Origin of the sequence: Sphingobacterium sp. LZ11T8, assembly GCF_024261425.1 — a bacterium.
Lineage (GTDB): Bacteria > Bacteroidota > Bacteroidia > Sphingobacteriales > Sphingobacteriaceae > Sphingobacterium.
This window is the reverse complement of record NZ_JANBZY010000003.1, coordinates 429,534-453,948: the sequence shown is the minus strand read 5'-3', so window position 1 is coordinate 453,948 and position 24,415 is coordinate 429,534. Positions and strand designations below refer to the sequence as shown.

Here is a 24,415-nt window from a genome sequence, read left to right as displayed (position 1 = left end):
GACAGTAAGCCTGTCGAAATTAAAATGTTGCAAAAGTAATGATTTCTTATAATTGTTCACTAGTTTTCCCAAATCTTCTTTCTCTATTTTGATATAGGTAAATACATTCAAATAGAGTTTCCCTAGAAAACTCAGGCCACATGATAGGGAGGAAAAACAGCTCAGAGTAGGCTATTTGCCACAACATATAGTTGCTAATGCGCTCTTCACCGCTGGTTCTGATCAATAGGTCAGGGTCGGGGATGCCATGTGTATAAAGATTGTTGCTAAACATTTCTTCATTGATGTCATCTACGGAAATTTCACCTTTTTTAACTTTTTCAGCGATCGTTTTTGTCGCATCCAGGATCTCTTGGCGGGATCCATAGCTCAAGGCAAGGGTCAATGTACAGCCAGTATTGTTCTTGGTTTGTTCAATGGTAGATTGAAGCGTCACCTGACAATGGGCAGGTAAGTCGGACATGCGGCCAATACTGTTGACACGGATATTGTTTTCTTGGAAAGTGGGTAGTTCTTGGTTCAATGAGTTTACTAAGAGTTCCATCAAGGCATCTACCTCAAATTGCGGTCTGTTCCAGTTCTCGGTGGAAAAGGCATATAAGGTCAAATAGTTGAGGCCTATTTCAACAGATGCCTCCAATGCTTCACGGACTGCAGTAACGCCGTTTTTATGGCCAAAGACACGAAGCTCGCCCTTTTCCTTTGCCCAACGGCCATTGCCGTCCATGATGATGGCAATATGCTGAGGTAATCTGTTTTTATCTATCTTATCTTTAAAACTCATTAGATAATTTCATTTATGCTTGAATAGTTTTGTGTCGACCCTAATCCAGACCATGCCACTCGACTTTCTGGAAATCCAGAATCGCCAATCAAGCATCGTAAATCTAGAAGGAGTTGATGATGTAGGTTAAGTAATCCAATCAGGAGGCCAAGCAGTTTTTGTCCTAAATTTTTTATGATAGGAATGATTGCAAATGAATTAAAAAATAAAATTGATTCGCTTTTCATCTCGAATGTTGGTCCCAATAGTTTCAGATTTTATCGTAAAGATACAGGTTTTAAGATTATCCCTGTAAAAATTTTATTGAATTAAAGTGAATAGAAGCTCCTATTAATAATTTCGGACATCGATACCCCAGAGCAATTTTTCACGCAAGATGCCAAAATATTGGTCATTTGCCAATCGGATAAGGTTTATACTAAAAGGTGCCTTTGTGATCAATAAGCTGGTTTTGGTACTCAAGGTATGGCTTTTTGAATCACAGCTCAAAATATATTTCTCTGTCCTGCTCTCTATCTCAAGACGCAATTGCATATTCTCGTTCACCACGATAGGACGTACGTTTAAATTGTGTGGAGAAATAGGGGTAATCACAAAATTCCCACTGCCAGGCATTATGATGGGGCCGCCGCAGCTTAAGGAATAAGCTGTAGAACCCGTTGGGGTCGCGATGATCAGACCATCAGCCCAGTAAGAGTTCAACAGTTCATTGTCCAAAACTGCATGTACCGTAATCATGGCGGAAGAGTCCGACCTAAAGACCGTAATATCGTTCAGTGCAAAATCCTCCCCCTTTATAAAGGTACCATCCGAACTTTCTACCTGTAACAAGGCACGTTTTTGGATCTGATAATTGTTGGAAAGGATTTGGTCCAATGCTTCCTCCATGTGGTTTTTGGAGATATTCGCCAAAAATCCCAAACGGCCGAAATTGATCCCCGCCAATGGAATACCTGAATCTTTGATCAACGTTGCGGCAGAGAGCATGGTACCATCGCCCCCTAGGCTGAGCATAAAGGCAATGTCGGCAGGAAGATCTTTATGGGACTTGAATTTCTTAAAGGTAAAATCTAGCTTGCATAAGCGCTTAAGGAAACTGTGGAAATCCTGATGGATGTAAACTTGCACATTCTTTTCACGCAGGTAGGTAAATAGTTCAATGACATATCCAATCACGGATTGGTTAAACTCTCGACCGTATACTGCTATGGACAGCTCTTTCATGCTTTTGATAATATTTTGCGCAAAGTTGAAAAATTCTAAGAATTAAATGTTCAAATAGTTCATTAAAAGATTATATCTTTCTTGGATATCATTCTGATCAGAGCCATCGTTGAAGGTCGCTTTTACCACATAGTCATGTCTCCATAAAGAGGCCAAGACTGAGGAAATATTGTTTTTGTTGACCTTGATGGTGAGTTCAACCTTGCTGGAATTCTCAATCGGTCTGATTCCCGTATTCAAAATCTTGCTGTTCTCAGATTCTATGATATGGGCCACATGGGTCAAACTATTGTCCCGATCTTCCATCTCTAGGACGATGATCGCGCCCTTATCCTGGTTGGAGATCGTTTGGTTGACCGATCTCAATAGATCTTTCTGGGTAATGACCCCAACATATTCCTTTTGCTTGTTGACAATAGGCAAGAGGTCAAACTGATAGGTCTCCAGATATTGTAGGGCATCATAGATGTGCTGATAATCGTATAGATAGATAAATGGAAAGGTAAGTTTCAGTTCCTTGATCAAAGTTTCCTCATCTTCAGCCGATAGCAGGTCCTCCTCGGTAATAAGCCCGAGGTATTCTTTGCCCTTAACTACAGGAAGTTGATGGAAATGCAGCTCATTGACTTTATCTAACGAAAAAGCAACCGTATCGTTCGGGTGAACTTCGGTATAGAGCGTTGATATGTTTTCACCGATATACATGAAACCTTTTATTTATTAAACTACAATAAACGCAAAACGTTTAATTTTAGTTTAAATATGCGATTATCGCTAAGGTAGTGAAAATATTATTTTGATATAAAATAAAAAGATGTTTTAGTCATCTTAAAACTAATTATGTAATTTTACAAAACTTTTATAAAAGTGTATTATAGAATATGAGCTTACAAAAGCAAGAGAAGTTTATTGAAATCAGGGAAGTAATACGAAAGAAAAGTCCAGGTTTAGCCAAATGGATACCCAAGCCATTATTGAGTTATTTAACAAAGACAATCCACGAAGATGAGATAAACTACATCATGAGAACGTATCATGATGACATGGGATTAGATTTTGTAGACTCATTATTAAAAGAGCTGAAGGTTAACGTACATTTGGAAGGCGCTGAGCATATTCCTTTAGATGAAAGTGTCATCTTTGCTTCCAATCACCCCTTAGGTGGTTTAGATGGGGTAGCTTTTATGCAGGCCATCGGGAAGTATAGAAAAGATGTGAAATTTTTGGTCAATGACATTCTGATGAATGTCCGCAACCTCGAACCCTTATTCGTTCCTGTAAATAAAGTCGGTAGTCAAAGTAAAACAGCTATTGCTGCAATTGAGAATGCCTATGCATCGGACCATGCTTTGCTTGTTTTCCCTGCTGGACTTGTCTCAAGGAAGATTAAAGGGGAGATCGTAGACCTCGAGTGGAAAAAAAGCTTTATATCGAAAGCCAAAAAATATAAAAAAGATATCGTTCCTGTCTATATTGAAGGACGTAACTCGAATTTCTTTTACAACCTATCAAGAATAAGACACAAAATAGGATTAAAAGCAAATATTGAAATGTTATATTTACCTGATGAGATGTTCTCCCAAAGAGGAAAGGACATAACTATCAGGATTGGGGAGAAGATTCCCTATACCCATTTTGACACCAGTAAGAATGAACGTCAATGGGCAGCTGAAGTAAAAGAAATGGTTTATGCCATGGCTCATGGTAAAAAATAATTTATGCAAGAAATAATTCAACCGGTAGATAGAGATCTAATCAAGAAAGAACTTACTAAGGAAGCCTTTGTCCGTTATACCAATAACGGCAGTAATGAGGTCTATCTAGTGAACTATCATACCGCACCTCATATAATGCGCGAGATTGGTAGATTGAGAGAGCTGACCTTTAGGGGAGCTGGCGGCGGTACAGGTCTACCTCTTGATATTGACGAAAACGATACTTCTAAACATAATTACGATCAACTGATCGCATGGAATCCAGAAGATGAAGAAATCATTGCTGGGTACCGCGTGATAAAATGTGATCAAGCAACGGCTGAGGATGGTGAAATTCACCTTTCAACAGCACATTATTTTGACTTTTCCGAAAAATTCAAAAAAGATTTCCTGCCTTATACCATTGAATTGGGACGTTCTTGGGTTCAACCCAAATACCAACCGGCAATCGACAATAGAAAGGGAATTTTCTCCTTGGATAACCTTTGGGATGGTCTTGGGGCATTGGTCCTGATCAATCCGGACGTGAAATACCTGTTCGGAAAGGTGACCATGTATCCGCATTATAATCAGGAAGCTAGGGATTTGCTGATCTATTTCATGAATCATTATTTTCCAGATCCTGACAATTTGGTAGAACCTGTAAAGGATCTTTATTTAGGTTATAAAACTGATATCACCAAACATGAAGGCATTTTTGACGGTCTGGACTATAAGGAAGGTTATAAAGTGCTGAATGCCAAAGTTAGGGAACTGGATGAGAATATTCCTCCATTGATCAATACCTATATGAATCTTTCACCGACCATGCGTGTTTTTGGAACAGCTAGGAACAATGAGTTTGGAGAAGTTGAAGAAACTGGTATTATGATTACCTTGGATGATATCTATCCTGCAAAAAAAGAAAGGCATATGTCGACCTTTGAAAGAGATAGGCATTTTGGCCAACGTCCCGTAAAAGCAAGATAATCTGATGGATAAAAAAAGCCTTTTTTTTGGCTATTTTTATTGACCTCAGTTTAGTTTTATTCGAGACATATTTTGAAAATTCCGAATATGCCTCGAACAAGGGTAATGCCAAAGCAGAAGGTAATACCGGAACAAATTGGATAAAATTTTATCATTAATATAGAAAGCCCTCGATGATTAACATCGAGGGCTTTTTTATGAACTGCAATGCATCAAGTCTTATGGATATAAAGCCATCTCTAAATGGGGGATATTGTCCTCCAGATAGACATCGCTCTCAATCTGGAATCCTAGACCGGTATAGAATCGTTTCAGGTATTCCTGTGCACTTATTCGGATAGGGAGGTCTGGATAGTCCATTTTGATCTGTTCAATGGCTCTGTTCATCAGGAGCTGACCGTATTGATGCTTCCGATAGTCTGCATGGACCACCACTCTTCCAATGGAACTGCATTTCGGATAGGAGACATCAGGGGGCAATAACCTGGCATAAGCAATGCAGGTATCTTGGTCCATCGCAAAGAGATGTTTCCCTTTGAGGTCCTTATCATCACATTCGGGATAAAGACAATCTTGTTCCAGCATAAAGACATTGATCCGGAGCTGCAAAATCTTGTAGAGTTCCAGGGAGTCTAATTCTGAAAAGGACTTTATTCTCCAGTCCATATATGGATTAGCTTAATAGTGATTTTACGACTTCAGAAATCGTTCTGCCATCAGCTTGACCAGCAAGTTTCTGGTTTGCCGCGCCCATGACCTTACCCATATCCTTGATCGATGAAGCACCTGTTTCAGCAATAATGCCTTTCACAACGTTTTCTATTGCCTCACGGTCCAATTGTTTTGGAAGGAACTCTTCGATAACTTCCAATTCTTCGATTTCGATGGTGTATAGGTCTTTACGGTCCTGTTGCTGATAGATTTCGGCAGACTCCTTGCGTTGTTTTGCTAATTTCTGTAAGACCTTGATTTCGGCGTCTTCGGACAATGTTTCGCTATGGCCTTTTTCAGTGTTAGCCAATAGGATTGCCGCTTTGATGGCACGCAGTCCACGTAATCTAACATTGTCCTTTGCGATCATGGCCGCTTTGATATCTTGGGTTATTTTTGCTTCTAATGACATATATGATTTGTTTATTTTCTAATAACTAGTGTTCCGTTTGCCTGAGCCGTTGGCATAACCAACAGGTCGTTGATATTGACATGTTTGGGTCTGGAAAGGATAAAAGAGACGATTTCTGCAATGTCCTGTCCCGATAGTGGAGTCAATCCTTTGTAAACTGATTTTGCGCGGTCCTTGTCGCCATGGAACCTCACCTCAGAGAATTCGGTTTCAACCATGCCTGGGTCAATACTGCTGACCTTGATCCCTTTGGCTAGGAGGTCAATGCGCATCGCTTTGGTCAAAGCGTCTACGGCATGTTTCGTTGCGCAATAGACATTCCCATTGGGGTAGACCTCTTTGCCGGCAATGGATCCCATGTTGATGATATGAGCCTGTTCGCTGCCTTCCATCAAAGGAATGACAAATTTGCTGACATATAGTAAGCCTTTGACATTGGTGTCGATCATGCGGTCCCAATCGCCAATCTGTCCATCTTGGATGGAATCCAAACCTTGGCTGAGTCCTGCATTGTTGATCAAGATGTCGACTTTTTTCCATGCTGCTGGAAGGTTGGATAGGGTGGTTTCTACCTCTTCCGCATTGCGGACATCCAATTTAAAGCTATGGGTTTCGGTATTAGGGTTGATGGTTTTGATTTTTTGGATCAATTCTTCCAGTTTTTCAACTCTTCTGGCACATAAAAGAAACCTGTATTTATTTTCTTTTGCCAATTCCAGGGCGCAAGCTTCTCCGATTCCAGAGCTGGCTCCAGTGATTAAAACTGTCCTCATTTTATTGAAATTTATTTTACTTGGCTTCATACTTTTTTCCAGAATTGAGGTCTGGATTTTCCGTAGATGCGTTATTTGATACACAACAAATATACAACAAAAGACCAAAAATTACGGATACCCGGAATGCTTTCATAAACTTAAAGACTACCTGAAGGAGCTTAACTCGCTGACTATGAATTGAAGAGGGTAAAAGGCCTTAAAATAACTGTTTGAATGACCCTTTCGTGTAGGTTATTCACAACGGTCTATCTTATCCACATTCGGGTAAAGGCTTGATTTTTAATGCGTATATTTAGTTATTAACAGGTTCTTCACATTTGATGTTAATTATTAGTCCCTGTTTTACAACTGCTATTGCATGATTGTTGAAGCACCTAAATTTTACTGTTCAAAACTTGATGGTAGGGCGACTTTTATTTTTCTTACATTTGTTACCCTATCCTTGAAAACAGGGTGAATCAAGCCGAGAAATATTTTTTAGTATGTCTTTAGAAAACGAATTTAACAACAGTACGTCAGGACAACCTAGTCGTGCAAATTTCAACAAGAAAAGAACGAGCTTAAATAACTTAGTCTCCGGATTAGGCAAGCTCCCTCCACAAGCATTGGACTTAGAGGAGGCAGTGTTGGGTGCCCTGATGTTGGAGAAAAATGCACTAAGTGAAGTCATCGATATCCTGAAGCCAGAATCGTTCTATAAAGAGTCGCATCAGAAGATATTTCAGGCTATCTATAACCTCTTCCAGAAGACTTCCCCGATCGATATCTTGACCGTAGTGGCAGAACTTCGCCAAATGGGAGCGTTGGAAATGGTAGGTGGTGCCTATTATATCACGCAGTTGACAGACCGTGTGGTATCAGCGGCCAATATTGAATACCATGCCCGTATTATTTCACAAAAATATATTCAGCGTGAATTGATCAAGGTCTCTACGGAAATCATCAATTCATCCTATGATGAAACATCGGATATCTTCGACCTATTGGACCATGCGGAGAAATCACTTTTTGATATTGCCCAAAACAACCTGCGAAGAGATTCCAGAAAGATGGACGATATCATGCGTGAAGCAATTTCCTCACTGGAATCCCTGCGTGAGAAGACAGATGGCTTGACCGGTATTCCTTCTGGTCTGACTGCATTGGACCGAATGACCTCCGGATGGCAACCTTCTGACTTGGTTATTATTGCGGCTCGTCCTGCAATGGGTAAGACGGCATTCGTATTATCCGTAGCGCGAAATGCAGCAGTTGACCATAATAAAGCGGTAGCCGTATTCTCCTTGGAGATGTCATCCGTACAGTTGGTGAATCGTTTGATCGCTGGTGAAACGGAGATTGAACAGGAGAAACTGAAAAAAGGAAATCTCGCCGACCATGAATGGCAGCAATTGCACTCTAGGATCGGTCGTTTGACTGAAGCCCCTTTGATTATTGATGATACACCGGCACTGAACGTGTTTGAATTCCGCGCTAAGTGTAGACGTCTGAAGGCTCAGTATGATATACAGATGGTAATCGTCGATTACTTGCAGCTGATGCATGGTAAAGCCGATGGTAAAGGTGGCGGAAACCGTGAACAGGAGATCGGTAGTATATCACGTGCCCTAAAATCAGTAGCGAAAGAATTGAACATTCCAGTTTTGGCCTTATCGCAGTTAAGTCGTGCGGTAGAGTCTAGACCAGGAAACAGTAAGCGTCCGATGCTATCCGACTTACGTGAGTCTGGATCAATTGAGCAGGATGCCGATATGGTACTGTTCCTTTACCGTCCAGAGTACTATGGATTGTTGGAAGATGAGGAAGGCCGTTCCACTGTCGGGGTGGGAGAGGTAATTATCTCCAAACACCGTAACGGTGAAACGGGTATTGTACCATTACGCTTCGTAGGTAAATATGTGAAGTTCGTCGATCTTGAGGATGATTTCTCCGGAATGGGTCCTGAAGGCGGAAGCTTCAATGATTTCGGCGGTGGAATGGGCAATGCAATCCAACCATCAGGTAATTTCGGCGACTTCGGCGGAGGTATAACCATGCCATCCAGAATGAATGATATGCCAGATGATGCGCCGTTTTAGAACTCGAAAAACAGTGTAGTGGCGTATTGCATACACCCGCATCATGAAAAGAAAATATAAAGGCACCCAAAAGGGTGCTTTTTTTTGAAAAATTGAATATGAGCTTACCCCAAAATGGGTGTTTATTGATGGTTTGTATATGGCGGGCGTATGCAATACGTCCCTACAGTATGCTGGACTTTCCAACTATATTTTGATCATAATCTTGGTTCAAACCATGATCTTGGTCCATCCTCACATCCCATTAATCCTGGTTCAAACCAGATCTTGGTCTATCCTCTTATCCCTTTAATCCTGGTTCAAAAACAAGCTCAAACCTACCTTACCTTAAAATCAAAATACTGATCCTTGAAGGGCTCATTTTTCAGGGTATAATGCCACCATTCTTCTTCAATGGATTTGAATCCATGTTTTTCCATGATGTCCTTAAGTAGTTTTCGGTTTGCTTTTTGTTGAGGACTGAGGTTGCTGTAATCATGGTGAGAGGGTTCGCCGAAATAGTCGAAGCCGGTTCCCATGTCCAGTTCTTTTTTGTCTTTCAGGTTAATGATGGTTAGATCGATGGTACTGCCGCGGCTATGGCCAGATTTTTCGGCGATGTAACCCAATTTAAACAGGTTCCGTTTGTCCACATCGGGATAGAATTCTTTTTTTGCTGCCGTGTCGGCAATATCCAAAGCCCATTCCTTAAAGTTATTTACTGCCTGTTGCGGTCTATAGGCATCAAAAACCTTGATACCTAAACCTTGTGCATTCAGTTCTTTTTGGATCTGGACCAATGCACTGGCGGCTTCTTTGCTGATAAATACCTTGTTGGCTTCATAGCCTTTTACCGGTCTTCCCAGGAAGTTATGGCTTCCATAATACCTTAAGTCGATTTCAAGATTTGGAATCTGTTCTTTCAGGTTGACAAATGAATTGGGGATCTCCCGTTGTGTAGCACAGGAAAAAAGTAAGCTGAGTGCCAAAAGTGGTATGAGGAAAGCATATCTATTATTCATGATCTATGGTTATGATGATTATAGGACAAATGTAAAAAACCTTTAGTAGTTTGAAACCTTCTATGGAGGTTTTGGTTTTTGTTAGGGAATTATCCACAATCGTTTTTCGGAAAAAAGAGTAATGATTAGTTTTGTCGCAATATGAGAAAGAAATTTGATGTAGAAAATTGGGCACGAAGAGAGCACTTTGAATTCTTTTCGCAGTTTCCCGAACCGTTCCATGGGATTACGGCCGAGTTGGACCTAAGTATTGCCTACCAACAGGCCAAGCAGAAATCACAGTCTTTCTTTATGTACTATCTGTACCGAGCGTTGAAGGCCATGAATGAAATTGATAATTTCAGGCTTAGGATCGATGCTGGAGAACTCTATCTCTATGATCAGGTCCATATCTCCAGCACGGTGTTAAGGTCAGATAACACCTTTGGTTTTTCGTATATCGATTTTCATGAAGATGAGGCTAAGTTTTTGGAAGGAGCAGATATCGCTGTTGAAAAAGTGAAGGCTTCTTCTGGCTTAGATCTGAGTGGGGCCAGGATCAATGAGGTGCATTGTTCTGCATTGCCTTGGGTAGACTTTAGCTCGCTTTCTCATGCTAGGAATTTCAATTATCCGGATTCCTGTCCGAAGATATCCTTTGCCAAGTTAATGGATCGTGACGGAAAAAAAACGATGGCGATTTCGTTACATGCGCACCATGCCTTGGTCGATGGATACCATGTGGGACTGTTTATGCAACGATTTCAGCAATTGCTCGATCAAATCGATTAGGTTTTTGCTATCTTCTTGTCCCTGTGGATAATTTTCTAAAATAGTATGCCTATTTTTATTAAATTTGAGTCCCCATTTTTGAGGCATTACATAAGATAAATTTAGGAGAGTATTTTGGATTTTTTAGCAGGACTGAACCCCTCACAACGAGCCGCAGTTGAACAAACAGAAGGTCCAGTAATGATTGTTGCTGGAGCGGGATCTGGAAAAACGCGTGTAATTACCTATAGAGTAGCCCATTTGATACAAAAAGGAGTAGATCCTTTCAATGTCCTTGTGCTGACCTTTACCAATAAGGCTGCCAAGGAAATGCGTGAGCGTATCATGAAAGTGGTCGGCTCTGAAGCCAAAAATATATGGATGGGTACATTCCACTCAGTGTTTGCGCGAATCTTGCGGGTCGAAGCAGAACTTTTGGGATATCCCAAGAACTTTACCATCTATGATACAGATGACACGAAGAGTTTGTTGAGGACCATTTTGAAAGAAATGAACCTAGATGACAAGCTCTATAACGTAAACCATGTATATGGAAGGATTTCATCAGCGAAGAATAATTTAATATCCCCACAGGAATATAATAAGAATGAGGCAATCCTTGCCGAAGACCAGTCTAACGGAAGAGGGCAATTGGGCCAGATCTATATGGCCTATGCGCAACGCTGTTACCGTGCTGGAGCGATGGATTTTGATGATTTACTTTTCAAGACCAATGTGCTGCTCAATAAATATCCGGACGTACTGCATAAATACCAGCATCAGTTCAAATACCTGATGGTGGATGAGTACCAGGATACCAACTTTTCGCAGTACCTGATCGTGAAGAGATTGGCTGCGGTCAATGAAAATATCTGTGTGGTAGGGGATGATGCCCAGAGTATCTATGCCTTCCGGGGTGCCAATATCCAGAACATCCTGAATTTCCAGAAGGATTATCCGGATGTGAAGGTCTTCAAATTAGAACAGAACTACCGTTCGACCAAGATGATCGTGAATGCTGCCAACAGCATTATTGCGAACAATAAGAATCAATTGGAAAAGAACGTGTTCTCGGATAATGAGGATGGGGAGAAAATCAAGGTTAGCCGCGCCTTTTCAGACAATGAGGAAGGGAAGATCGTGGCAGAGGCCATCTCTCAGGAAAAATCCCTGAAAGGATTGCACTATAAAGATTTCGCTATTCTCTATCGTACAAATGCCCAATCCAGATCGCTGGAGGAGGCTTTGCGCAAATTGAATATCCCCTATAAATTGTATGGTGGAACTTCCTTCTACCAACGTAAGGAAATTAAGGATTTAATTGCTTATTTTAGGCTGACCTTCAACCCGAACGATGAGGAAGCCCTGAAACGTGTGATCAACTATCCACGTCGGGGGATCGGCGATACAACGGTTGAAAAGATCATGGTTGCTGCCGATCAACAGCAATTGCGTTTGTGGGATGTAGTGGCGAATTCCCAAATGTTCCTGGACGGTAGAAGCGCTGCCTCGGTTTCCAATTTTGGATTGATGATCCAGAGTTTCCAGGCGACTGCAAAAACCAATACCGCATTTGATACTGCGATGCATATCGCGCAGCATTCTGGAATACTGAAGGATCTCTATGAGGATAAATCTGTTGAGGGACTTGCAAGATATGAGAATATCCAGGAGTTACTGAACGGTATCAAGGAGTTTTCGGAAAGAGAAGATCTGGAAGAAAAAGGTTTGGATGTCTTTATGCAGGACATTGCCCTATTGACCAATGATGACAAGGATAAGGATCCGAATGCGGACACGGTTTCATTGATGACCATCCATGCTTCTAAAGGGCTGGAGTTTCCAGTGGTTCACATCGTGGGGCTGGAAGAAAACCTGTTTCCATCGCAACTTTCCCTGAATTCGAGATCGGAACTGGAAGAAGAGCGGAGGTTGTTTTATGTTGCCGTTACAAGAGCAGAGAAGAAATTGCACATTTCCTATGCGACATCGAGGTACCGTTGGGGAACCTTGAACAATTGTGAGCCGAGCAGGTTCTTGGATGAACTGAATCCAAGTTGCCTAGACCTTGACTTCAAACCACGTGGAGGCGGGATGATGGACGATGATTTTGGTTCGGAAAGAGTGCAATGGCAGCGTAAGGAAGGCAATTCCGGCGGTGATGTGTTCTCGAAGCCTAAGCCAAAAGTGATAAAGACCACATCGATTTTGCCGAAGGCCCATAAGCCGAGTGCAGACTTTGCACCATCGGATACTTCAGGTTTGCAGGTCGGTATGGAAGTGGAACATGAACGCTTCGGTTTTGGTAAGGTAATTAACCTTGAGGGAAACAAACCGGACATAAAAGCAACTATTTTCTTCAAAGAGTTGGGACAGAAGCAATTGTTGCTTAAATTTGCCAAGCTTAGAATAGTAAATTGATACCCAATTTAGAATTACATATTTAACGCCTTTATAGGGTTAAAGCAAAATAAACATATGATTTTTGATTATAACAGCACTAGACCAAAATTAATTTTGGCAGAATATGGCAGAAATGTACAGAATATGGTCGACTATATCTGTACGCTGTCAGATAGGGAAGAAAGAAACCGCTTAGCCCAGGTTGTCATCGATATGATGGGGGTATTGAACCCACATCTACGTGATGTATCTGATTTTAAGCATAAACTTTGGGATCATCTCTATATTATTTCGGACTTTAAGATCGATGTGGATTCCCCATATCCCATTCCTACCAAGGAGAATATCCACCATAAACCGGAGCCTCTAAAATACCCGAACCATAATATCAGGTTCAAACATTATGGTCATACGGTGGAGGACATGATCAATAAAACATTGAACATCAGCAATCCAGAAGCTAGATTGAAAATGACCCTGAGCATTGCCAATTTCATGAAAATGGCATACCTGACTTGGAATAAAGATTCTGTATCGGATGATCAAATCCTTCAGGACCTGAAGACTTTGTCGCATGGAGAATTGGTTCTTCCGGGCGATACAGTCCTGACCAAGCTAGACTTCAAAACTCCGCCTCCAGGGAACCGTGTTAAATCCTCAGGCAGCAGCACTGGCCATCAGCAGCAGAACAAGCCGCAAAACAGCTATAACAACAAGAGGAGCAACAATAACAACAACAATAACAATAAGAGGCCCTCGAACAACAATAACAACAACAATAACAGACAGAAAAAAAGTTATAAATAAGACCGGATGAAGAAAGCAATTGAATCGCAACGGGACAATTGCTTTTTTCATGTGGGCTTGATATGAATTGAACAGACCTTTGGGCATTATCATTCCTGAGGTATGGTTGATATGAAAAAACTATGAATGCATTTGAAATTTACGGTGGCAAACCATTAAAAGGAGAAATCGTTCCGCAAGGAGCAAAAAACGAAGCATTACAAATTATCTCTGCAGTACTATTGACTGCTGAGAAAATGACCATTAGCAATATCCCCGACATTAAGGATGTCAATAAACTGATCGATCTTTTGGCAGCAATGGGTGTCGAAGTAAACAGAATCAGTGACGATACCTATGAGTTTGAGGCTAAGAATATCAATATAGATTATTTTCAATCGGAGGAGTTCAAGAAAAAAGGGGGAAGCCTACGCGGATCGATCATGATCGTTGGGCCATTGTTGGCAAGATTTGGAAAGGCTGCTATCCCTAAACCTGGAGGTGACAAGATCGGTAGACGCCGTCTGGATACCCACTTTTTAGGTTTTGAAAAGTTAGGGGCTAAATTTGTCTATGATGCAGAGAACCATTTCTTCAATGTGGATGCAACCCAGTTGAAGGGGACCTATATCCTATTGGATGAGGCTTCAGTTACGGGTACGGCCAATATCGTGATGGCTGCCGTTCTTGCAAAAGGGGTAACCACGATCTATAATGCTGCATGTGAGCCTTATCTTCAACAGTTATGTAAGATGTTGAACAGGATGGGAGCTAAGATCTCTGGGATCGGTTCAAACCTCTTGACAATTGAAGGTGTTGAGCAATTAGGTGGCACAAGCCATAAAATGCTTCCAGATATGATCGAAATCGGTTCTTTCATTGGTTTAGCTGCCATGACTGGGTCTGAGATCACCATCAAGGATGTATGTTTCCAGGAATTGGGGATTATTCCATCGGTATTTTCCCGTTTAGGAATCAAGTTTGAGTTGAGAGGTGATGATATCTTTATCCCTGCTCAAGAGAATTATGAAATCGACACCTTTATCGATGGTTCGATATTGACCATTTCTGATGCTCCATGGCCAGGTTTTACACCGGATCTTTTGAGTATCGTTTTGGTGACAGCGATCCAGGCCAAAGGAAATGTATTGATCCACCAGAAGATGTTTGAAAGCAGGTTGTTCTTCGTCGATAAATTGATCGATATGGGAGCACAGATTATTCTTTGTGACCCTCACCGTGCGACGGTTATCGGCTTGAACAAGCAAAATAAACTTCGTGGAATTGAGATGACCTCTCCAGATATCCGTGCTGGTGTATCATTATTAATTGCTGCATTATCGGCACAAGGTAAGTCCGTAATCTATAATATCGAGCAGATAGAAAGAGGTTATCAGCATATCGAGGAACGCTTAAAAGCATTAGGTGCAGACATCAGAAGGGTTGAGGCACAGCCAGCTGGGCATTAAACCTGAATTGTCTGCCTATTGTTAAAAAAGGAATCAGAATTGGATAATCTACTAAGTCTATATAATTTTGTACTCAAATTAATTGTTCAAACACACAGATGAAAAAAATCACATTATTATCAGCAGTTGCGGCATTAGTATTGGCTTCATGCGCTGGAAACCCAGAAGGTAAAAAAGCTGAAACCAAGGATTCAGTTTCGATCACACAAACTGAAGTAACAGGAGATGCCTATACAGTTGATACAGCTGCATCCAAAGTAGTATGGACGGGTACAAAGGTTACCGGTAAACATACAGGTACAGTAACTGTTAAATCTGGTACAGTAAACGTTGATAACGGTAAATTAACTGGTGCTAATGTAGTATTGGATATGACTACAATTGGATCGACTGACCTAGAAGGTGAGTTCAAAGGAAAATTGGATGGACACTTGAAGTCTGATGATTTCTTTGCAACAGAAAAATTCCCTGAAGCTTCTTTCACGATAACTGAGGTTAAACCAGGTGCGACAGATGCAGACCTGAACATTTCTGGTAACTTGGTTATCAAAGGTGTTAGCAAGAACATTACATTTGATGCAAAAGTTGTTGAATCTACTGAAACTGCAGTGAAAGCTACTGCTAATTTCAACATCACTAGAGCTGATTGGGGTGTAACTTATGAAGGAAAATCTGATGATTTGATCTCTAAAGAAATCAACTTCGACATTACCTTAGTTGCAAATAAATAATTTTATTTAATTCTATAATAAGAGCCTTTGGTCATGGATCAAAGGCTTTTTTTGTGAGCTTCTCCCTCGGGAACAGACTTAATATCTTATTTTTGTAATTCAATTAATTCATTGCCAATGAAAATTACGCTGATCTGTATCGGGAAGACAGATGACCAACATATTGTGAAGGGGATTGAGATCTATACAAAAAGGTTGAAACATTATGTGAACTTTCAGATTGTGACCATCCCTGATATCAAAAACTCCAAGAACTTAAGTGAAAGCCAGCAGAAAGAGAAAGAAGCTCAGCTATTGCTTAAGAATTGCAGTAACCAGGATTTTATCATCCTACTGGACGAACGAGGAAAGGAATATACCTCCGTTGAGTTTTCTGCGTTTTTAGAGAAGCAAATGGTATCCAGTGTGACACATTTGGTTTTTATGATCGGTGGCCCTTATGGCTTTGATGAGTCAGTCTATCAGCGCGCCAATGCGAAGATATCGCTGTCTAGGATGACTTTCTCCCATCAGATGGTCCGATTGTTCTTTGTGGAGCAGATCTATCGCGCCTATACGATAATGAGAGGTGAACCCTATCATCACGAATAATTTTATGTAAATTGAATATTAAAAGCATCATATATTAAAAGTAAAGGAAAACATGGACGATAATAAATTTAAAAGGGACTATAAATTTAAGAGCCAAGAGGGTGCTCATGGTGGTGGGATCAATAAATGGATCATTATCATCGGCGGAGCAATAGTGATATTATTGGCTTATCTGTTGAGATAGGAGGGCAGATTATTCTGTTTTGCAAGAATTTGAAGAGTTGACAAGGGATAGATTTGAAGAATTTATTGCCCAGAATAGTTATTGGATATAAGACTGTTCAAGTCAAGGTATGTTTATAAATAATTACTTCAACGGTCAGTAGAAAAACGGAGATAATTGATTGGATTAGCAGGTATAAATTAAAACCGGAGGAAGTCTTGATCCTTGATGATGATAAATCCCTGAATGATCTACCATTGAACTTCAAGGAGCGCTTAGTTTTGACTAATCCTTATGTTGGATTAAATAACCAAAATGAATTAAAAAGTGTTCTAAAAAGGAAAGTAAAAAAGACAGTTTCGGGTTAAAAAACTTTAAAGGTTTTCAAAAAGCTTTATCATTTAATGGATAAGGCTTTTTTTGTGTCCCCAGAGGCTTATTTGGGTTCTTGTAACAAGGTTTAATGATTCTAGGGGAGACGTAGCTCAGTAAAGGATGTGCGGGGGGTATAAATAAATAAGGCGATACGGGGAGTATCGCCTTAAAATCACACTAACTATTAATAAAACCCTATAGAACTAGGTGTTTTCAAAACATAGATCTTAGACTAGACTTCAGTCTATCTCCAAGACCCACTGTAAAAGTAAAAACCTTTTATTATAAAATCAAATAAAAGTTGCAACATTTATATTATAATTGAATTTTATCTGTACTTTTTAAAAATTCAACCCACGCAACCTGGTCAGTTTTAAATGTTAAGTCATTTTCTTGCAGTTCGTTTAAAGGAATTAACCTAAACGCTTGTAGTTTTCCTTCTAGGGATTTTTCGGTAAAGTCGAAAGATTTTGTCCTAATGTTTAATTCTACGCTGTTTTTTTGCTCTACTTGATAGTATATGGAAATAATTTGACTATCATTAAAACTTGATTTTTCATAGAAGTCTGTGGTGTAAATATGCTTGATGACCTCAACTTCCATCCCGGTTTCTTCCAGATATTCTCTTTTTAATGCATCGATCAATCCTTCTCCATATTCCAACCCGCCACCAGGGAATTTAGTGAAGGATACATTCTCCGTTCGTTCATCGCTAATCAAAACTTCATTACGTTCGTTGATCATTATGCCATAAACCCTAACATTAAATAAAAACATAGTTAAAAATATTGGATCTTGCCTTGGAAGGGGCAAAATCTAGATGTAGTAATTTGTAAATTCTGAGTCTGGTAAAAGGTGAAGGTAGGGTATCCCTGCCTTCACCATCAATATTATAATGGTTGGAAACCAGAATCCACGGATTCTGTTTCTAAGCCAACCAAGGAGTAGTGTTTTGGTAAAAACCAAGAAATGGTATTCATCGCTTGTTTGTACTCTTTTTCGTTCGAAAAGTTTTTTGGAGTGATGTTGAATACAAGATCTTGTGTGACCTTCTCTTCATCCGTATAATTTCTAGCGATCAACATGACCATCGGGTTCTTCACTCCTGAATACTGTAGGAATTCGCGGATCTGACGACGTGCATAATCAGGTAAAATCTCTTGGGCTGGTTGTCCGACCAAAAGCTCTTCATCACTGCCGATTACAAAATCTTGGTTGTTTATCGAGAAATGGTGCTCGTCGGTATAAAACTCATGGCGCAAGGCATAGTTCAATAAATCTCCATAGCTGAACATCCAGTCAGGATTTTCTTTCCTGGTATTCAATGCCACCCCAAAACCATTCTGTAAAAGGTTGCCTAATTTATTCTTAATGACATAGGCTTGGAAGTTCTCTCCCGGTTCTACCGAACGAAGGTTGAAATAGGGAAAGCCCTCCGTACTCATGATGATCTCTGGTTCGGATACCGCTAGGTTTGCTTCAGCAATATTATCGATAAACTCCGCTACCCAATCATTGTTCCTCTTTTCTAAAGGGATTGTTAGCAGGTTGTTAATGACTAGTGTTTTTTCAAGATCTCCTAAATTCCCGGATCCCGCATTAGCATCAAAAAAATGTATGTTACTCATAAGTCCTTTGAAAATACGGCTAAAAGTAAGGATTATTGTCTTAATGTAAAGTGTTTTATTCAAAAATGATGGGATTTAAAGGACAATTAGGGTAAGATAAACTCGTTTATTTTCTTATTTTTGTTAAAAAAGGAACCACTTTAATGTCAGAATTAAATACGACACGATCAGTGCAATATAATACATCAAAAATAAGCTACGAGGAATTCCGCCAGGTACTCATAGAAGATTATAAACTAGCCACGCAAAGCCGATTTGTCAGTCTATTGGGAAGAAAGGAAGTGCTTACAGGCAAAGCTAAATTTGGAATTTTCGGAGATGGTAAGGAATTGGCTCAGATTGCTCTATCCAAGGTTTTTAAACCTGGGGATTGGCGATCAGGGTATTATAGGGACCAAACTTTGGCTTTCGCCCTAGGGATCAGCAATGTCTATAATTTCTTTTCGCAATTGTATGCTAATCCTGATGTAGAAGCGGATCCATCTTCTGCGGGAAGACAAATGGTGGCCCACTTCGCCACGCCTCTTCTGAATGAGGACGGTGAGTGGATCGACCAAACCAAGCAGGTTAACTGCTTTTCTGATATTTCCACCACCGGTGGACAGATGTCAAGGATCCTTGGTTTAGGATTGGCATCGAAACTTTATAAAAACAATCCTAATCTCTCCCATAAAGATAAGTTTAGCAATGATGGACAAGAGGTGGTTTTCTGTACGATAGGAAACGCCGCGACCTCGGAAGGGGTGTTCTGGGAAACGGTGAATGCTGCCGGTGTGAAGCAACTGCCTGTCGTGATCTCCATTTGGGATGACGGTTATGGAATCTCCGTTCCTAATGAAATCCAAACCACCAAAGGTGATATCTCTGCTCTGCTGAGAGGTTTTCAGGAGGATGAAGCTGGTCCTGGATTTGAAATATTTCGCGTGAAAGGCTGGGATTATGCCGGTCTCTGCGAGGTATATGAGAAAGCTGCGGATTTTGCCAGAAACAACAGTAAACCTTGCCTGGTGCATGTTGTCGAAATGACCCAACCGCAAGGTCACTCCACCTCCGGATCGCATGAACGCTATAAAAGCCATGAACGATTGGAATGGGAAACCGAGTTTGATTGCAATAAGAAAATGCGGGATTGGTTGATAGATTCTGGAATGGCTACCGAGGAAGAATTGGCAGCTCTCGATTCGGAAGCAAAGGATTTCGTGAGGAAAGAACAGAAACGTGCCTGGGCAGATTATAGAAAAACGCTTCAGGTGGACCTACAGGAAGCTATTGCTAAGTTGGAAGGGATCAATCATCATGCTGCTGAGATACCTTTAAAAACCTTGTTGTCGACTACAGAGCCTTCTCTTAAGGAGGTTTATGTAAATGTCAGACGCGTCATTAGGGAGCTTCGTGGAGTGGATGTTTTAGGGAAAGAAGAGTTGATATCCTGGTTCCGCGAAAAACAGAAAATTAACCATGATCGATTTAACGATAAGCTATTCGTTGATACTAAATATTCTCCACTGTTAGTGGAAACCGTTCCTGCTGAATTTGATCAGGATTCTCCTATAGTGGATGGTCGTGAGGTACTGAATGCTTGCTTCAAAGCTAATTTTGATAAAGATGCGCGACTGTTGGCATTCGGAGAAGATGTTGGTAAGATTGGTGATGTAAATCAAGGATTCGCAGGCTTGCAAGAAGAATTTGGGAGCCAGAGGATCTTCGATACCGGAATTCGGGAGTCTGCAATAATTGGAAAGGGGATAGGCTTAGCTGTTCGTGGCTTTAGGCCTATTGCTGAAATTCAATATTTGGATTATCTGATTTACGCAATGCCTGTTCTCAGCGATGATTTAGCGAGTTTGAGTTATAGAACAAAAGGAAGGCAAAGAGCTCCTTTGATCGTAAGGACCCGTGGTCATCGATTGGAAGGTATTTGGCATTCTGGATCACCGATGTCAGTGCTTTTGGGCGGTTTGAGAGGAATGCATATCTGTGTGCCAAGGAACATGACCCAAGCTGCTGGAATGTATAATACGCTTCTTAGATCCGATGAACCTGCAGTAGTGGTAGAATGTCTGAATGGCTATAGATTGAAAGAGAAAATGCCGGTCAATATCAGTGAATTTACCGTTCCGATTGGGAAAGCTGAAAAGATAAGGGAAGGTGCTGATATTACGGTAGTGTCTTATGGATCAACACTTAGGATTGTGCAAGAAGCTGCTTTGGAATTGGATAAATTGGGTGTTTCCATAGAAATCATTGATGCTCAATGTTTGCAACCGTTCGATAGAGACAAGATTTCCGTTGAATCCTTAAAGAAAACAAATAGATTATTAGTGGTGGATGAAGATTTCCCTGGAGGAGCCTCTTCTTATATCACCCATGAAATATTGGAAAAACAAGGTGGTTATTACCATTTGGATGGACAACCTAAAACCTTGACTGCAAAAGCTCATCGTCCGCCTTACGGTTCTGATGGTGACTATTTTACTAAACCAGCTGTTGATGATGTCGTGGAAACGGCTTATCAAATGATGTCTGACAGTAATCCAACAACATTTCCTCCTATCTTCTAGGAGGAAATGTTCCTGAATATTATATACCGTTTGAGAATAGGGATGCCGCTCCGATAATCGCTGCATGCTCTTGGTATTGACCAATCTGAACCTCAAATCCTTCCAGTACAGATTTGTCTGGGAAAATACGGTCCCAAGCCTTTACAATGTTCCCGCCAATTACAAAGGACTTGCAATCATGCTTTTGGCTAAAAAACTCCATAAAACGCAGTAAGTGTTCCTGATATTCTGAAAGCAATTGAGTTACTTCTTTGGTTTCAGCATGTTTTTCAAGGATCTCCCTTAATCCGCTTTCCTTAAATCCTGCTAATTCCTCAAATCGCTTTACAAACCATCTTGTTACCAGGTATTCTTCAAAGATAGAGTCCTTATAGACCGTATCCCAAAGATCAGCATCGAATGCTTTCTCTCCCTGACTCCAAACTGCGCTCCCTAAACCTGTTCCCAAAGTAATTCCTAAAATTCTTTCTTTATGGTCTAATCCACATCCAAAGACCTCGCCTTGTAGAAAGGCAGCAGCGTCATTGATGTATAGAATTTTGAAATCTTGTTGACCAAGTCCTTCTAAAATAGGCTCAGTAACTTTGATATTATAAATACTATCGTATTTTGATTGACCCTTCATGAGGGCAATTCCCTTATCGTAATCAAAGGGGCCTGGAGCAGCAATTCCAATGTTAACTACTTCTAAATCAGTTTTTTCTAGGCAGGATTTCATGTTAGTGGTCCAGTCAAGAAAAATCGATTTAGCATTTTCCAATGAATTTACATGCGAACGGGTAATGGTTTCGTTAAGAATTCTCCAAGAATCCTTCTCAACGATCGCTGAAGTGATATGTGTCCCGCCAATATCACATGAAAGAATATAATTGCTATTCTGCATTCTTTAAATAGGCCTTATATTTTAATAAATGGTCAGCTATTACAAGGGCAGCCATGGCTTCCACGATAATAACTGCACGAGGTACAACACAAGGGTCATGGCGTCCCTTTCCTGAAATGGTTGTTTCGTTTCCTTCTTCATTTATTGTGTTCTGATCACGCATGATCGTAGCAACAGGTTTAAATGCAGTGCGGAAAGTAATATCCATTCCATTAGAAATGCCTCCTTGAATACCTCCTGAAAAATTGGTTAATGTTTTTACTTGATTATCTTCCTTTACAAAGATGTCGTTGTGCTCTGAGCCTAACATTTTTGAACCTTCAAATCCCGATCCGTATTCAAAGCCATGAACAGCATTAATACTCATCATTGCCTTGGCTAGGTCTGCATGAAGTTTGTCGAATACTGGCTCTCCAAGTCCGACTGGAACCTTTCTGATGACAGTGGAAATAACACCCCCAACTGTGTCTCCATTTTTACGGACTTGATTGATGAATTCTTCCATTTCGGAAGCACTGGCAGGGTCAGCACATCTTACGATATTGCTCTCCCTGGTTTCCAACAATCCATTTAAATCATTTAGCTCCAGATTAGGAGCTTGGATATTCCCTACGGCAGAAACATGGGCAAATATTTCGATTCCGTATTGTTTCAAGAATAATTTTGCAATTGCTCCTGCTGCTACACGAGCTGCAGTTTCTCTTGCTGATGACCGACCACCACCACGGTAATCGCGGATGCCGTATTTCATTTGATAGGTGAAATCTGCGTGAGAGGGTCTGAATTTATCTTGAATGTGAGAATAGTCCTTAGAGCGTTGGTCTTCATTTGGAATTACGATGGCAATGGGCGTGCCTGTAGATTTTCCCTCAAAAGTACCGGATAGAATTTGTGCAGTATCGCTTTCTTTTCTTTGGGTTGTGATCTTGGATTGGCCAGGGCGGCGTTTGTCCAATTCTGATTGAATGAATTCTTCATCAATTTCAACCAGCGCTGGGCATCCATCCACTATCACCCCAATTGCCTTTCCATGTGATTCCCCGAAAGTGCTTATCTTAAATAAATCTCCAAAAGTATTTCCTGCCATAATTCGATAATGCCCGTAAATATATAAAAATAGATATGAAAATTGCTTAGCTTATAATAATATTATTTTTCAGTGATTTGGAAGCCATGTTCTTCTAGATGCTGCCAAAACATAGGATATGATTTTTCAACCACGATAGGTTCTTCAATGGTAACTTGATTGAATACTAATGCTAGTGGAGCAAAAGCCATTGCCATGCGGTGGTCTTCATAGGTTGCTATTGTAAGGTTTCCTGGATCTTGTACATCAGCGGTCTTCAAGTGATAAGTTTCACCATCTGCGATCAGTTTTGCTCCGAACTTACCGATTTCAGTCTGTAAGGCAAGGATTCTATCTGTTTCCTTGATTTTCAAGGTTTCTAACCCTGTAAATGAAACGTCCTTTTTTAAAGCTGAAGCAATAACGACAACTGTTTGAGCTAGATCAGGACATTCTTTAAAGTCGAATAAAGGTTTTTCAGACTTGCTGTCCACTTTTTTCAAATGGAGACCATCTTTTTCAAAGCTTGACTCCACTCCAAAATGCGTCATGATTTCAATGATTGCCATGTCGCCTTGCAAACTATGTTCTTTTAATCCAGGCAATACAATTTCCCCGTTTTGGGAAAGAGCAACGATAGAGTACCAATATGAAGCTGCGCTCCAATCTGGTTCAACATAGATCACTGACTCAGAAAAATCCTGTTTAGCAATTTGGATTTTATTATCTTCAAAATTGTATTGGATTCCACATTCCTTCAGCATTTCCAAAGTCATGGTTACATACGGCCTAGAAGTCAATTCGCCTATAATATCAATGATCAAACCTTTCTTTAAGGAAGGAGCGATCAGCAATAGCGAAGAAATATACTGGCTACTGATATTACCTTGAATTGAAATTTGTTCTTTGCCTTGAATCATTCCACCTTCAATTTTTAATGGTGGATAACCCGCCTTGTTTTCATAATGGATATCAGCACCCAGGTCCTTTAGGGCATCCACGAGAATCCCGATAGGTCTCAGTTGCATCCTTTCAGTTCCCGTTAAGATAAAGTTTCCTTTGATCAAGTTCAGGTAAGAAGTCAAGAACCTCATTGCGGTACCTGCAGGACCGATATCGATGCTGTTGATTCCAGGATTGGGATTAGAAGCTTGGTTCAGGGCAGCATTTAAAGTTACGGTATCAGCTGCTTCAGAAAGATTTTCAACGCGTACAGCACCTTTACTTAATGCTCTGATAATAAGAGCACGGTTGCTCTCTGATTTTGAACCAGTAAGTTGAACCGTGCCTTTAATTTCTTGCGAAGGGTGGGTTAAAATTAAGCTTTTCGCCGTCATTC

Annotated in this window: 24 protein-coding genes; 12 read left to right on the top strand and 12 right to left on the bottom strand. The window is 40.5% G+C overall.

Annotation, left to right across the window (positions count from 1 at the left end):
* Positions 1-46: 46 nt before the first annotated feature.
* The 3 genes from NLF99_RS10160 to NLF99_RS10150 form a co-directional block, all read right to left on the bottom strand.
* Positions 47-784, bottom strand: a complete 738-nt coding sequence (locus tag NLF99_RS10160) for an isoprenyl transferase (protein WP_185214029.1) — start codon at positions 782-784, stop codon at positions 47-49.
* Between the two features lie 330 nt (positions 785-1,114).
* Positions 1,115-2,008, bottom strand: coding sequence for an NAD kinase (locus tag NLF99_RS10155; protein WP_308214528.1), 894 nt, complete (start codon positions 2,006-2,008; stop codon positions 1,115-1,117).
* Between the two features lie 42 nt (positions 2,009-2,050).
* Positions 2,051-2,713, bottom strand: a complete 663-nt coding sequence (locus NLF99_RS10150) for a CBS domain-containing protein (protein ID WP_185214028.1) — start codon at positions 2,711-2,713, stop codon at positions 2,051-2,053.
* Between the two features lie 176 nt (positions 2,714-2,889).
* On the opposite strand from NLF99_RS10150, the gene NLF99_RS10145 reads away from it, so the two are divergent.
* Together NLF99_RS10145 and NLF99_RS10140 are read left to right on the top strand one after the other, a co-directional pair.
* Positions 2,890-3,723, top strand: coding sequence for a 1-acyl-sn-glycerol-3-phosphate acyltransferase (locus NLF99_RS10145; protein WP_185214027.1), 834 nt, complete (start codon positions 2,890-2,892; stop codon positions 3,721-3,723).
* A gap of 3 nt (positions 3,724-3,726) precedes the next feature.
* Complete coding sequence (locus tag NLF99_RS10140; protein ID WP_185214026.1) at positions 3,727-4,692, top strand: GNAT family N-acetyltransferase; 966 nt, start codon at positions 3,727-3,729, stop codon at positions 4,690-4,692.
* Positions 4,693-4,911: 219 nt separating this feature from the next.
* On the opposite strand, the gene NLF99_RS10135 is transcribed toward NLF99_RS10140, so the two are convergent.
* From NLF99_RS10135 to NLF99_RS10125, 3 genes are read right to left on the bottom strand one after another with little or no spacing between them, the layout of a single operon-like run.
* Complete coding sequence (locus NLF99_RS10135; RefSeq protein WP_185214025.1) at positions 4,912-5,358, bottom strand: GNAT family N-acetyltransferase; 447 nt, start codon at positions 5,356-5,358, stop codon at positions 4,912-4,914.
* 7 nt (positions 5,359-5,365) lie between these two features.
* The gene (locus NLF99_RS10130; protein ID WP_254528083.1) at positions 5,366-5,815 is read right to left on the bottom strand and encodes a GatB/YqeY domain-containing protein; all 450 of its coding nucleotides are present in this window, start codon (positions 5,813-5,815) and stop codon (positions 5,366-5,368) included.
* An 11-nt stretch (positions 5,816-5,826) separates the two neighbouring features.
* Positions 5,827-6,588: an SDR family NAD(P)-dependent oxidoreductase gene (locus tag NLF99_RS10125; RefSeq protein ID WP_254528081.1), complete on the bottom strand. Its 762-nt coding sequence runs from the start codon at positions 6,586-6,588 to the stop codon at positions 5,827-5,829.
* Positions 6,589-7,073: 485 nt separating this feature from the next.
* On the opposite strand from NLF99_RS10125, the gene dnaB reads away from it, so the two are divergent.
* Entirely contained in the window at positions 7,074-8,669 is a 1,596-nt protein-coding gene (gene dnaB / locus NLF99_RS10120; protein WP_185214022.1) for a replicative DNA helicase, read from the top strand.
* Between the two features lie 317 nt (positions 8,670-8,986).
* On the opposite strand, the gene NLF99_RS10115 is transcribed toward dnaB, so the two are convergent.
* The gene (locus NLF99_RS10115) at positions 8,987-9,670 is read right to left on the bottom strand and encodes a M15 family metallopeptidase (protein ID WP_254528079.1); all 684 of its coding nucleotides are present in this window, start codon (positions 9,668-9,670) and stop codon (positions 8,987-8,989) included.
* Positions 9,671-9,811: 141 nt separating this feature from the next.
* Between NLF99_RS10115 and NLF99_RS10110 the strand changes: the two genes are divergently transcribed.
* The 8 genes from NLF99_RS10110 (at position 9,812) to NLF99_RS19800 (ending at position 16,931) form a co-directional block, all read left to right on the top strand.
* Positions 9,812-10,441, top strand: a complete 630-nt coding sequence (locus NLF99_RS10110; protein ID WP_254528078.1) for a CatA-like O-acetyltransferase — start codon at positions 9,812-9,814, stop codon at positions 10,439-10,441.
* 114 nt (positions 10,442-10,555) lie between these two features.
* Positions 10,556-12,841 (top strand): ATP-dependent helicase, encoded by a 2,286-nt coding sequence (locus NLF99_RS10105; protein WP_185214019.1) that lies wholly within the window; start codon positions 10,556-10,558, stop codon positions 12,839-12,841.
* 57 nt (positions 12,842-12,898) lie between these two features.
* A complete protein-coding gene (locus NLF99_RS10100; RefSeq protein WP_185214018.1) occupies positions 12,899-13,630 on the top strand; it encodes a DUF4290 domain-containing protein in 732 nt (243 codons plus the stop codon).
* Positions 13,631-13,752: 122 nt separating this feature from the next.
* A complete protein-coding gene (murA, locus tag NLF99_RS10095) occupies positions 13,753-15,078 on the top strand; it encodes a UDP-N-acetylglucosamine 1-carboxyvinyltransferase (RefSeq protein WP_185214017.1) in 1,326 nt (441 codons plus the stop codon).
* Positions 15,079-15,176: 98 nt separating this feature from the next.
* A complete protein-coding gene (locus NLF99_RS10090) occupies positions 15,177-15,809 on the top strand; it encodes a YceI family protein (RefSeq protein WP_185214016.1) in 633 nt (210 codons plus the stop codon).
* Positions 15,810-15,926: 117 nt separating this feature from the next.
* Positions 15,927-16,400, top strand: a complete 474-nt coding sequence (gene rlmH, locus NLF99_RS10085) for a 23S rRNA (pseudouridine(1915)-N(3))-methyltransferase RlmH (RefSeq protein WP_254528077.1) — start codon at positions 15,927-15,929, stop codon at positions 16,398-16,400.
* Between the two features lie 52 nt (positions 16,401-16,452).
* On the top strand, positions 16,453-16,584 hold the full coding sequence (locus tag NLF99_RS19710; RefSeq protein ID WP_262890811.1) for a hypothetical protein: 132 nt from the start codon (positions 16,453-16,455) through the stop codon (positions 16,582-16,584).
* A gap of 119 nt (positions 16,585-16,703) precedes the next feature.
* Positions 16,704-16,931, top strand: a complete 228-nt coding sequence (locus NLF99_RS19800) for an HAD domain-containing protein (RefSeq protein WP_368041468.1) — start codon at positions 16,704-16,706, stop codon at positions 16,929-16,931.
* A 322-nt stretch (positions 16,932-17,253) separates the two neighbouring features.
* Here NLF99_RS19800 and NLF99_RS10080 read toward each other — a convergent pair whose 3' ends face one another.
* Both NLF99_RS10080 and NLF99_RS10075 read right to left on the bottom strand, forming a co-directional pair.
* Positions 17,254-17,715, bottom strand: coding sequence for an NUDIX domain-containing protein (locus NLF99_RS10080; protein ID WP_254528076.1), 462 nt, complete (start codon positions 17,713-17,715; stop codon positions 17,254-17,256).
* Positions 17,716-17,828: 113 nt separating this feature from the next.
* Positions 17,829-18,566, bottom strand: a complete 738-nt coding sequence (locus NLF99_RS10075) for a hypothetical protein (RefSeq protein WP_185217594.1) — start codon at positions 18,564-18,566, stop codon at positions 17,829-17,831.
* Between the two features lie 143 nt (positions 18,567-18,709).
* Here NLF99_RS10075 and NLF99_RS10070 point away from each other — a divergent pair, with 143 nt between their 5' ends.
* Positions 18,710-21,127 carry a thiamine pyrophosphate-dependent enzyme gene (locus NLF99_RS10070; RefSeq protein WP_254528075.1) on the top strand — a complete coding sequence of 806 codons (2,418 nt, stop codon included), beginning with the start codon at positions 18,710-18,712 and terminating at the stop codon, positions 21,125-21,127.
* A 19-nt stretch (positions 21,128-21,146) separates the two neighbouring features.
* Here NLF99_RS10070 and NLF99_RS10065 read toward each other — a convergent pair whose 3' ends face one another.
* The 3 genes from NLF99_RS10065 to aroA all read right to left on the bottom strand — a co-directional run bounded on the left by NLF99_RS10065 (position 21,147) and on the right by aroA (position 24,413).
* Entirely contained in the window at positions 21,147-22,010 is an 864-nt protein-coding gene (locus NLF99_RS10065) for an ROK family protein (protein WP_254528074.1), read from the bottom strand.
* On the bottom strand, positions 22,000-23,097 hold the full coding sequence (aroC, locus tag NLF99_RS10060) for a chorismate synthase (RefSeq protein ID WP_254528072.1): 1,098 nt from the start codon (positions 23,095-23,097) through the stop codon (positions 22,000-22,002). The genes NLF99_RS10065 and aroC overlap by 11 nt, the downstream gene beginning before the upstream one ends.
* A 62-nt stretch (positions 23,098-23,159) precedes the next feature.
* A complete protein-coding gene (aroA, locus tag NLF99_RS10055; protein WP_254528063.1) occupies positions 23,160-24,413 on the bottom strand; it encodes a 3-phosphoshikimate 1-carboxyvinyltransferase in 1,254 nt (417 codons plus the stop codon).
* Positions 24,414-24,415 lie beyond the last annotated feature (2 nt).

What these genes read in the sequence shown, in the direction of transcription:
- NLF99_RS10160 (WP_185214029.1), bottom strand. Translation starts at nt 784, where the DNA reads ATGAGTTTTAAAGATAAGATAGATAAAAACAGATTACCTCAGCATATT.
- NLF99_RS10155 (WP_308214528.1), bottom strand. Translation starts at nt 2,008, where the DNA reads ATGAAAGAGCTGTCCATAGCAGTATACGGTCGAGAGTTTAACCAATCC.
- NLF99_RS10150 (WP_185214028.1), bottom strand. Translation starts at nt 2,713, where the DNA reads ATGTATATCGGTGAAAACATATCAACGCTCTATACCGAAGTTCACCCG.
- NLF99_RS10145 (WP_185214027.1), top strand. Translation starts at nt 2,890, where the DNA reads ATGAGCTTACAAAAGCAAGAGAAGTTTATTGAAATCAGGGAAGTAATA.
- NLF99_RS10140 (WP_185214026.1), top strand. Translation starts at nt 3,727, where the DNA reads ATGCAAGAAATAATTCAACCGGTAGATAGAGATCTAATCAAGAAAGAA.
- NLF99_RS10135 (WP_185214025.1), bottom strand. Translation starts at nt 5,358, where the DNA reads ATGGACTGGAGAATAAAGTCCTTTTCAGAATTAGACTCCCTGGAACTC.
- NLF99_RS10130 (WP_254528083.1), bottom strand. Translation starts at nt 5,815, where the DNA reads ATGTCATTAGAAGCAAAAATAACCCAAGATATCAAAGCGGCCATGATC.
- NLF99_RS10125 (WP_254528081.1), bottom strand. Translation starts at nt 6,588, where the DNA reads ATGAGGACAGTTTTAATCACTGGAGCCAGCTCTGGAATCGGAGAAGCT.
- dnaB (WP_185214022.1), top strand. Translation starts at nt 7,074, where the DNA reads ATGTCTTTAGAAAACGAATTTAACAACAGTACGTCAGGACAACCTAGT.
- NLF99_RS10115 (WP_254528079.1), bottom strand. Translation starts at nt 9,670, where the DNA reads ATGAATAATAGATATGCTTTCCTCATACCACTTTTGGCACTCAGCTTA.
- NLF99_RS10110 (WP_254528078.1), top strand. Translation starts at nt 9,812, where the DNA reads ATGAGAAAGAAATTTGATGTAGAAAATTGGGCACGAAGAGAGCACTTT.
- NLF99_RS10100 (WP_185214018.1), top strand. Translation starts at nt 12,899, where the DNA reads ATGATTTTTGATTATAACAGCACTAGACCAAAATTAATTTTGGCAGAA.
- murA (WP_185214017.1), top strand. Translation starts at nt 13,753, where the DNA reads ATGAATGCATTTGAAATTTACGGTGGCAAACCATTAAAAGGAGAAATC.
- NLF99_RS10090 (WP_185214016.1), top strand. Translation starts at nt 15,177, where the DNA reads ATGAAAAAAATCACATTATTATCAGCAGTTGCGGCATTAGTATTGGCT.
- rlmH (WP_254528077.1), top strand. Translation starts at nt 15,927, where the DNA reads ATGAAAATTACGCTGATCTGTATCGGGAAGACAGATGACCAACATATT.
- NLF99_RS19710 (WP_262890811.1), top strand. Translation starts at nt 16,453, where the DNA reads ATGGACGATAATAAATTTAAAAGGGACTATAAATTTAAGAGCCAAGAG.
- NLF99_RS10080 (WP_254528076.1), bottom strand. Translation starts at nt 17,715, where the DNA reads ATGTTTTTATTTAATGTTAGGGTTTATGGCATAATGATCAACGAACGT.
- NLF99_RS10075 (WP_185217594.1), bottom strand. Translation starts at nt 18,566, where the DNA reads ATGAGTAACATACATTTTTTTGATGCTAATGCGGGATCCGGGAATTTA.
- NLF99_RS10070 (WP_254528075.1), top strand. Translation starts at nt 18,710, where the DNA reads ATGTCAGAATTAAATACGACACGATCAGTGCAATATAATACATCAAAA.
- NLF99_RS10065 (WP_254528074.1), bottom strand. Translation starts at nt 22,010, where the DNA reads ATGCAGAATAGCAATTATATTCTTTCATGTGATATTGGCGGGACACAT.
- aroC (WP_254528072.1), bottom strand. Translation starts at nt 23,097, where the DNA reads ATGGCAGGAAATACTTTTGGAGATTTATTTAAGATAAGCACTTTCGGG.
- aroA (WP_254528063.1), bottom strand. Translation starts at nt 24,413, where the DNA reads ATGACGGCGAAAAGCTTAATTTTAACCCACCCTTCGCAAGAAATTAAA.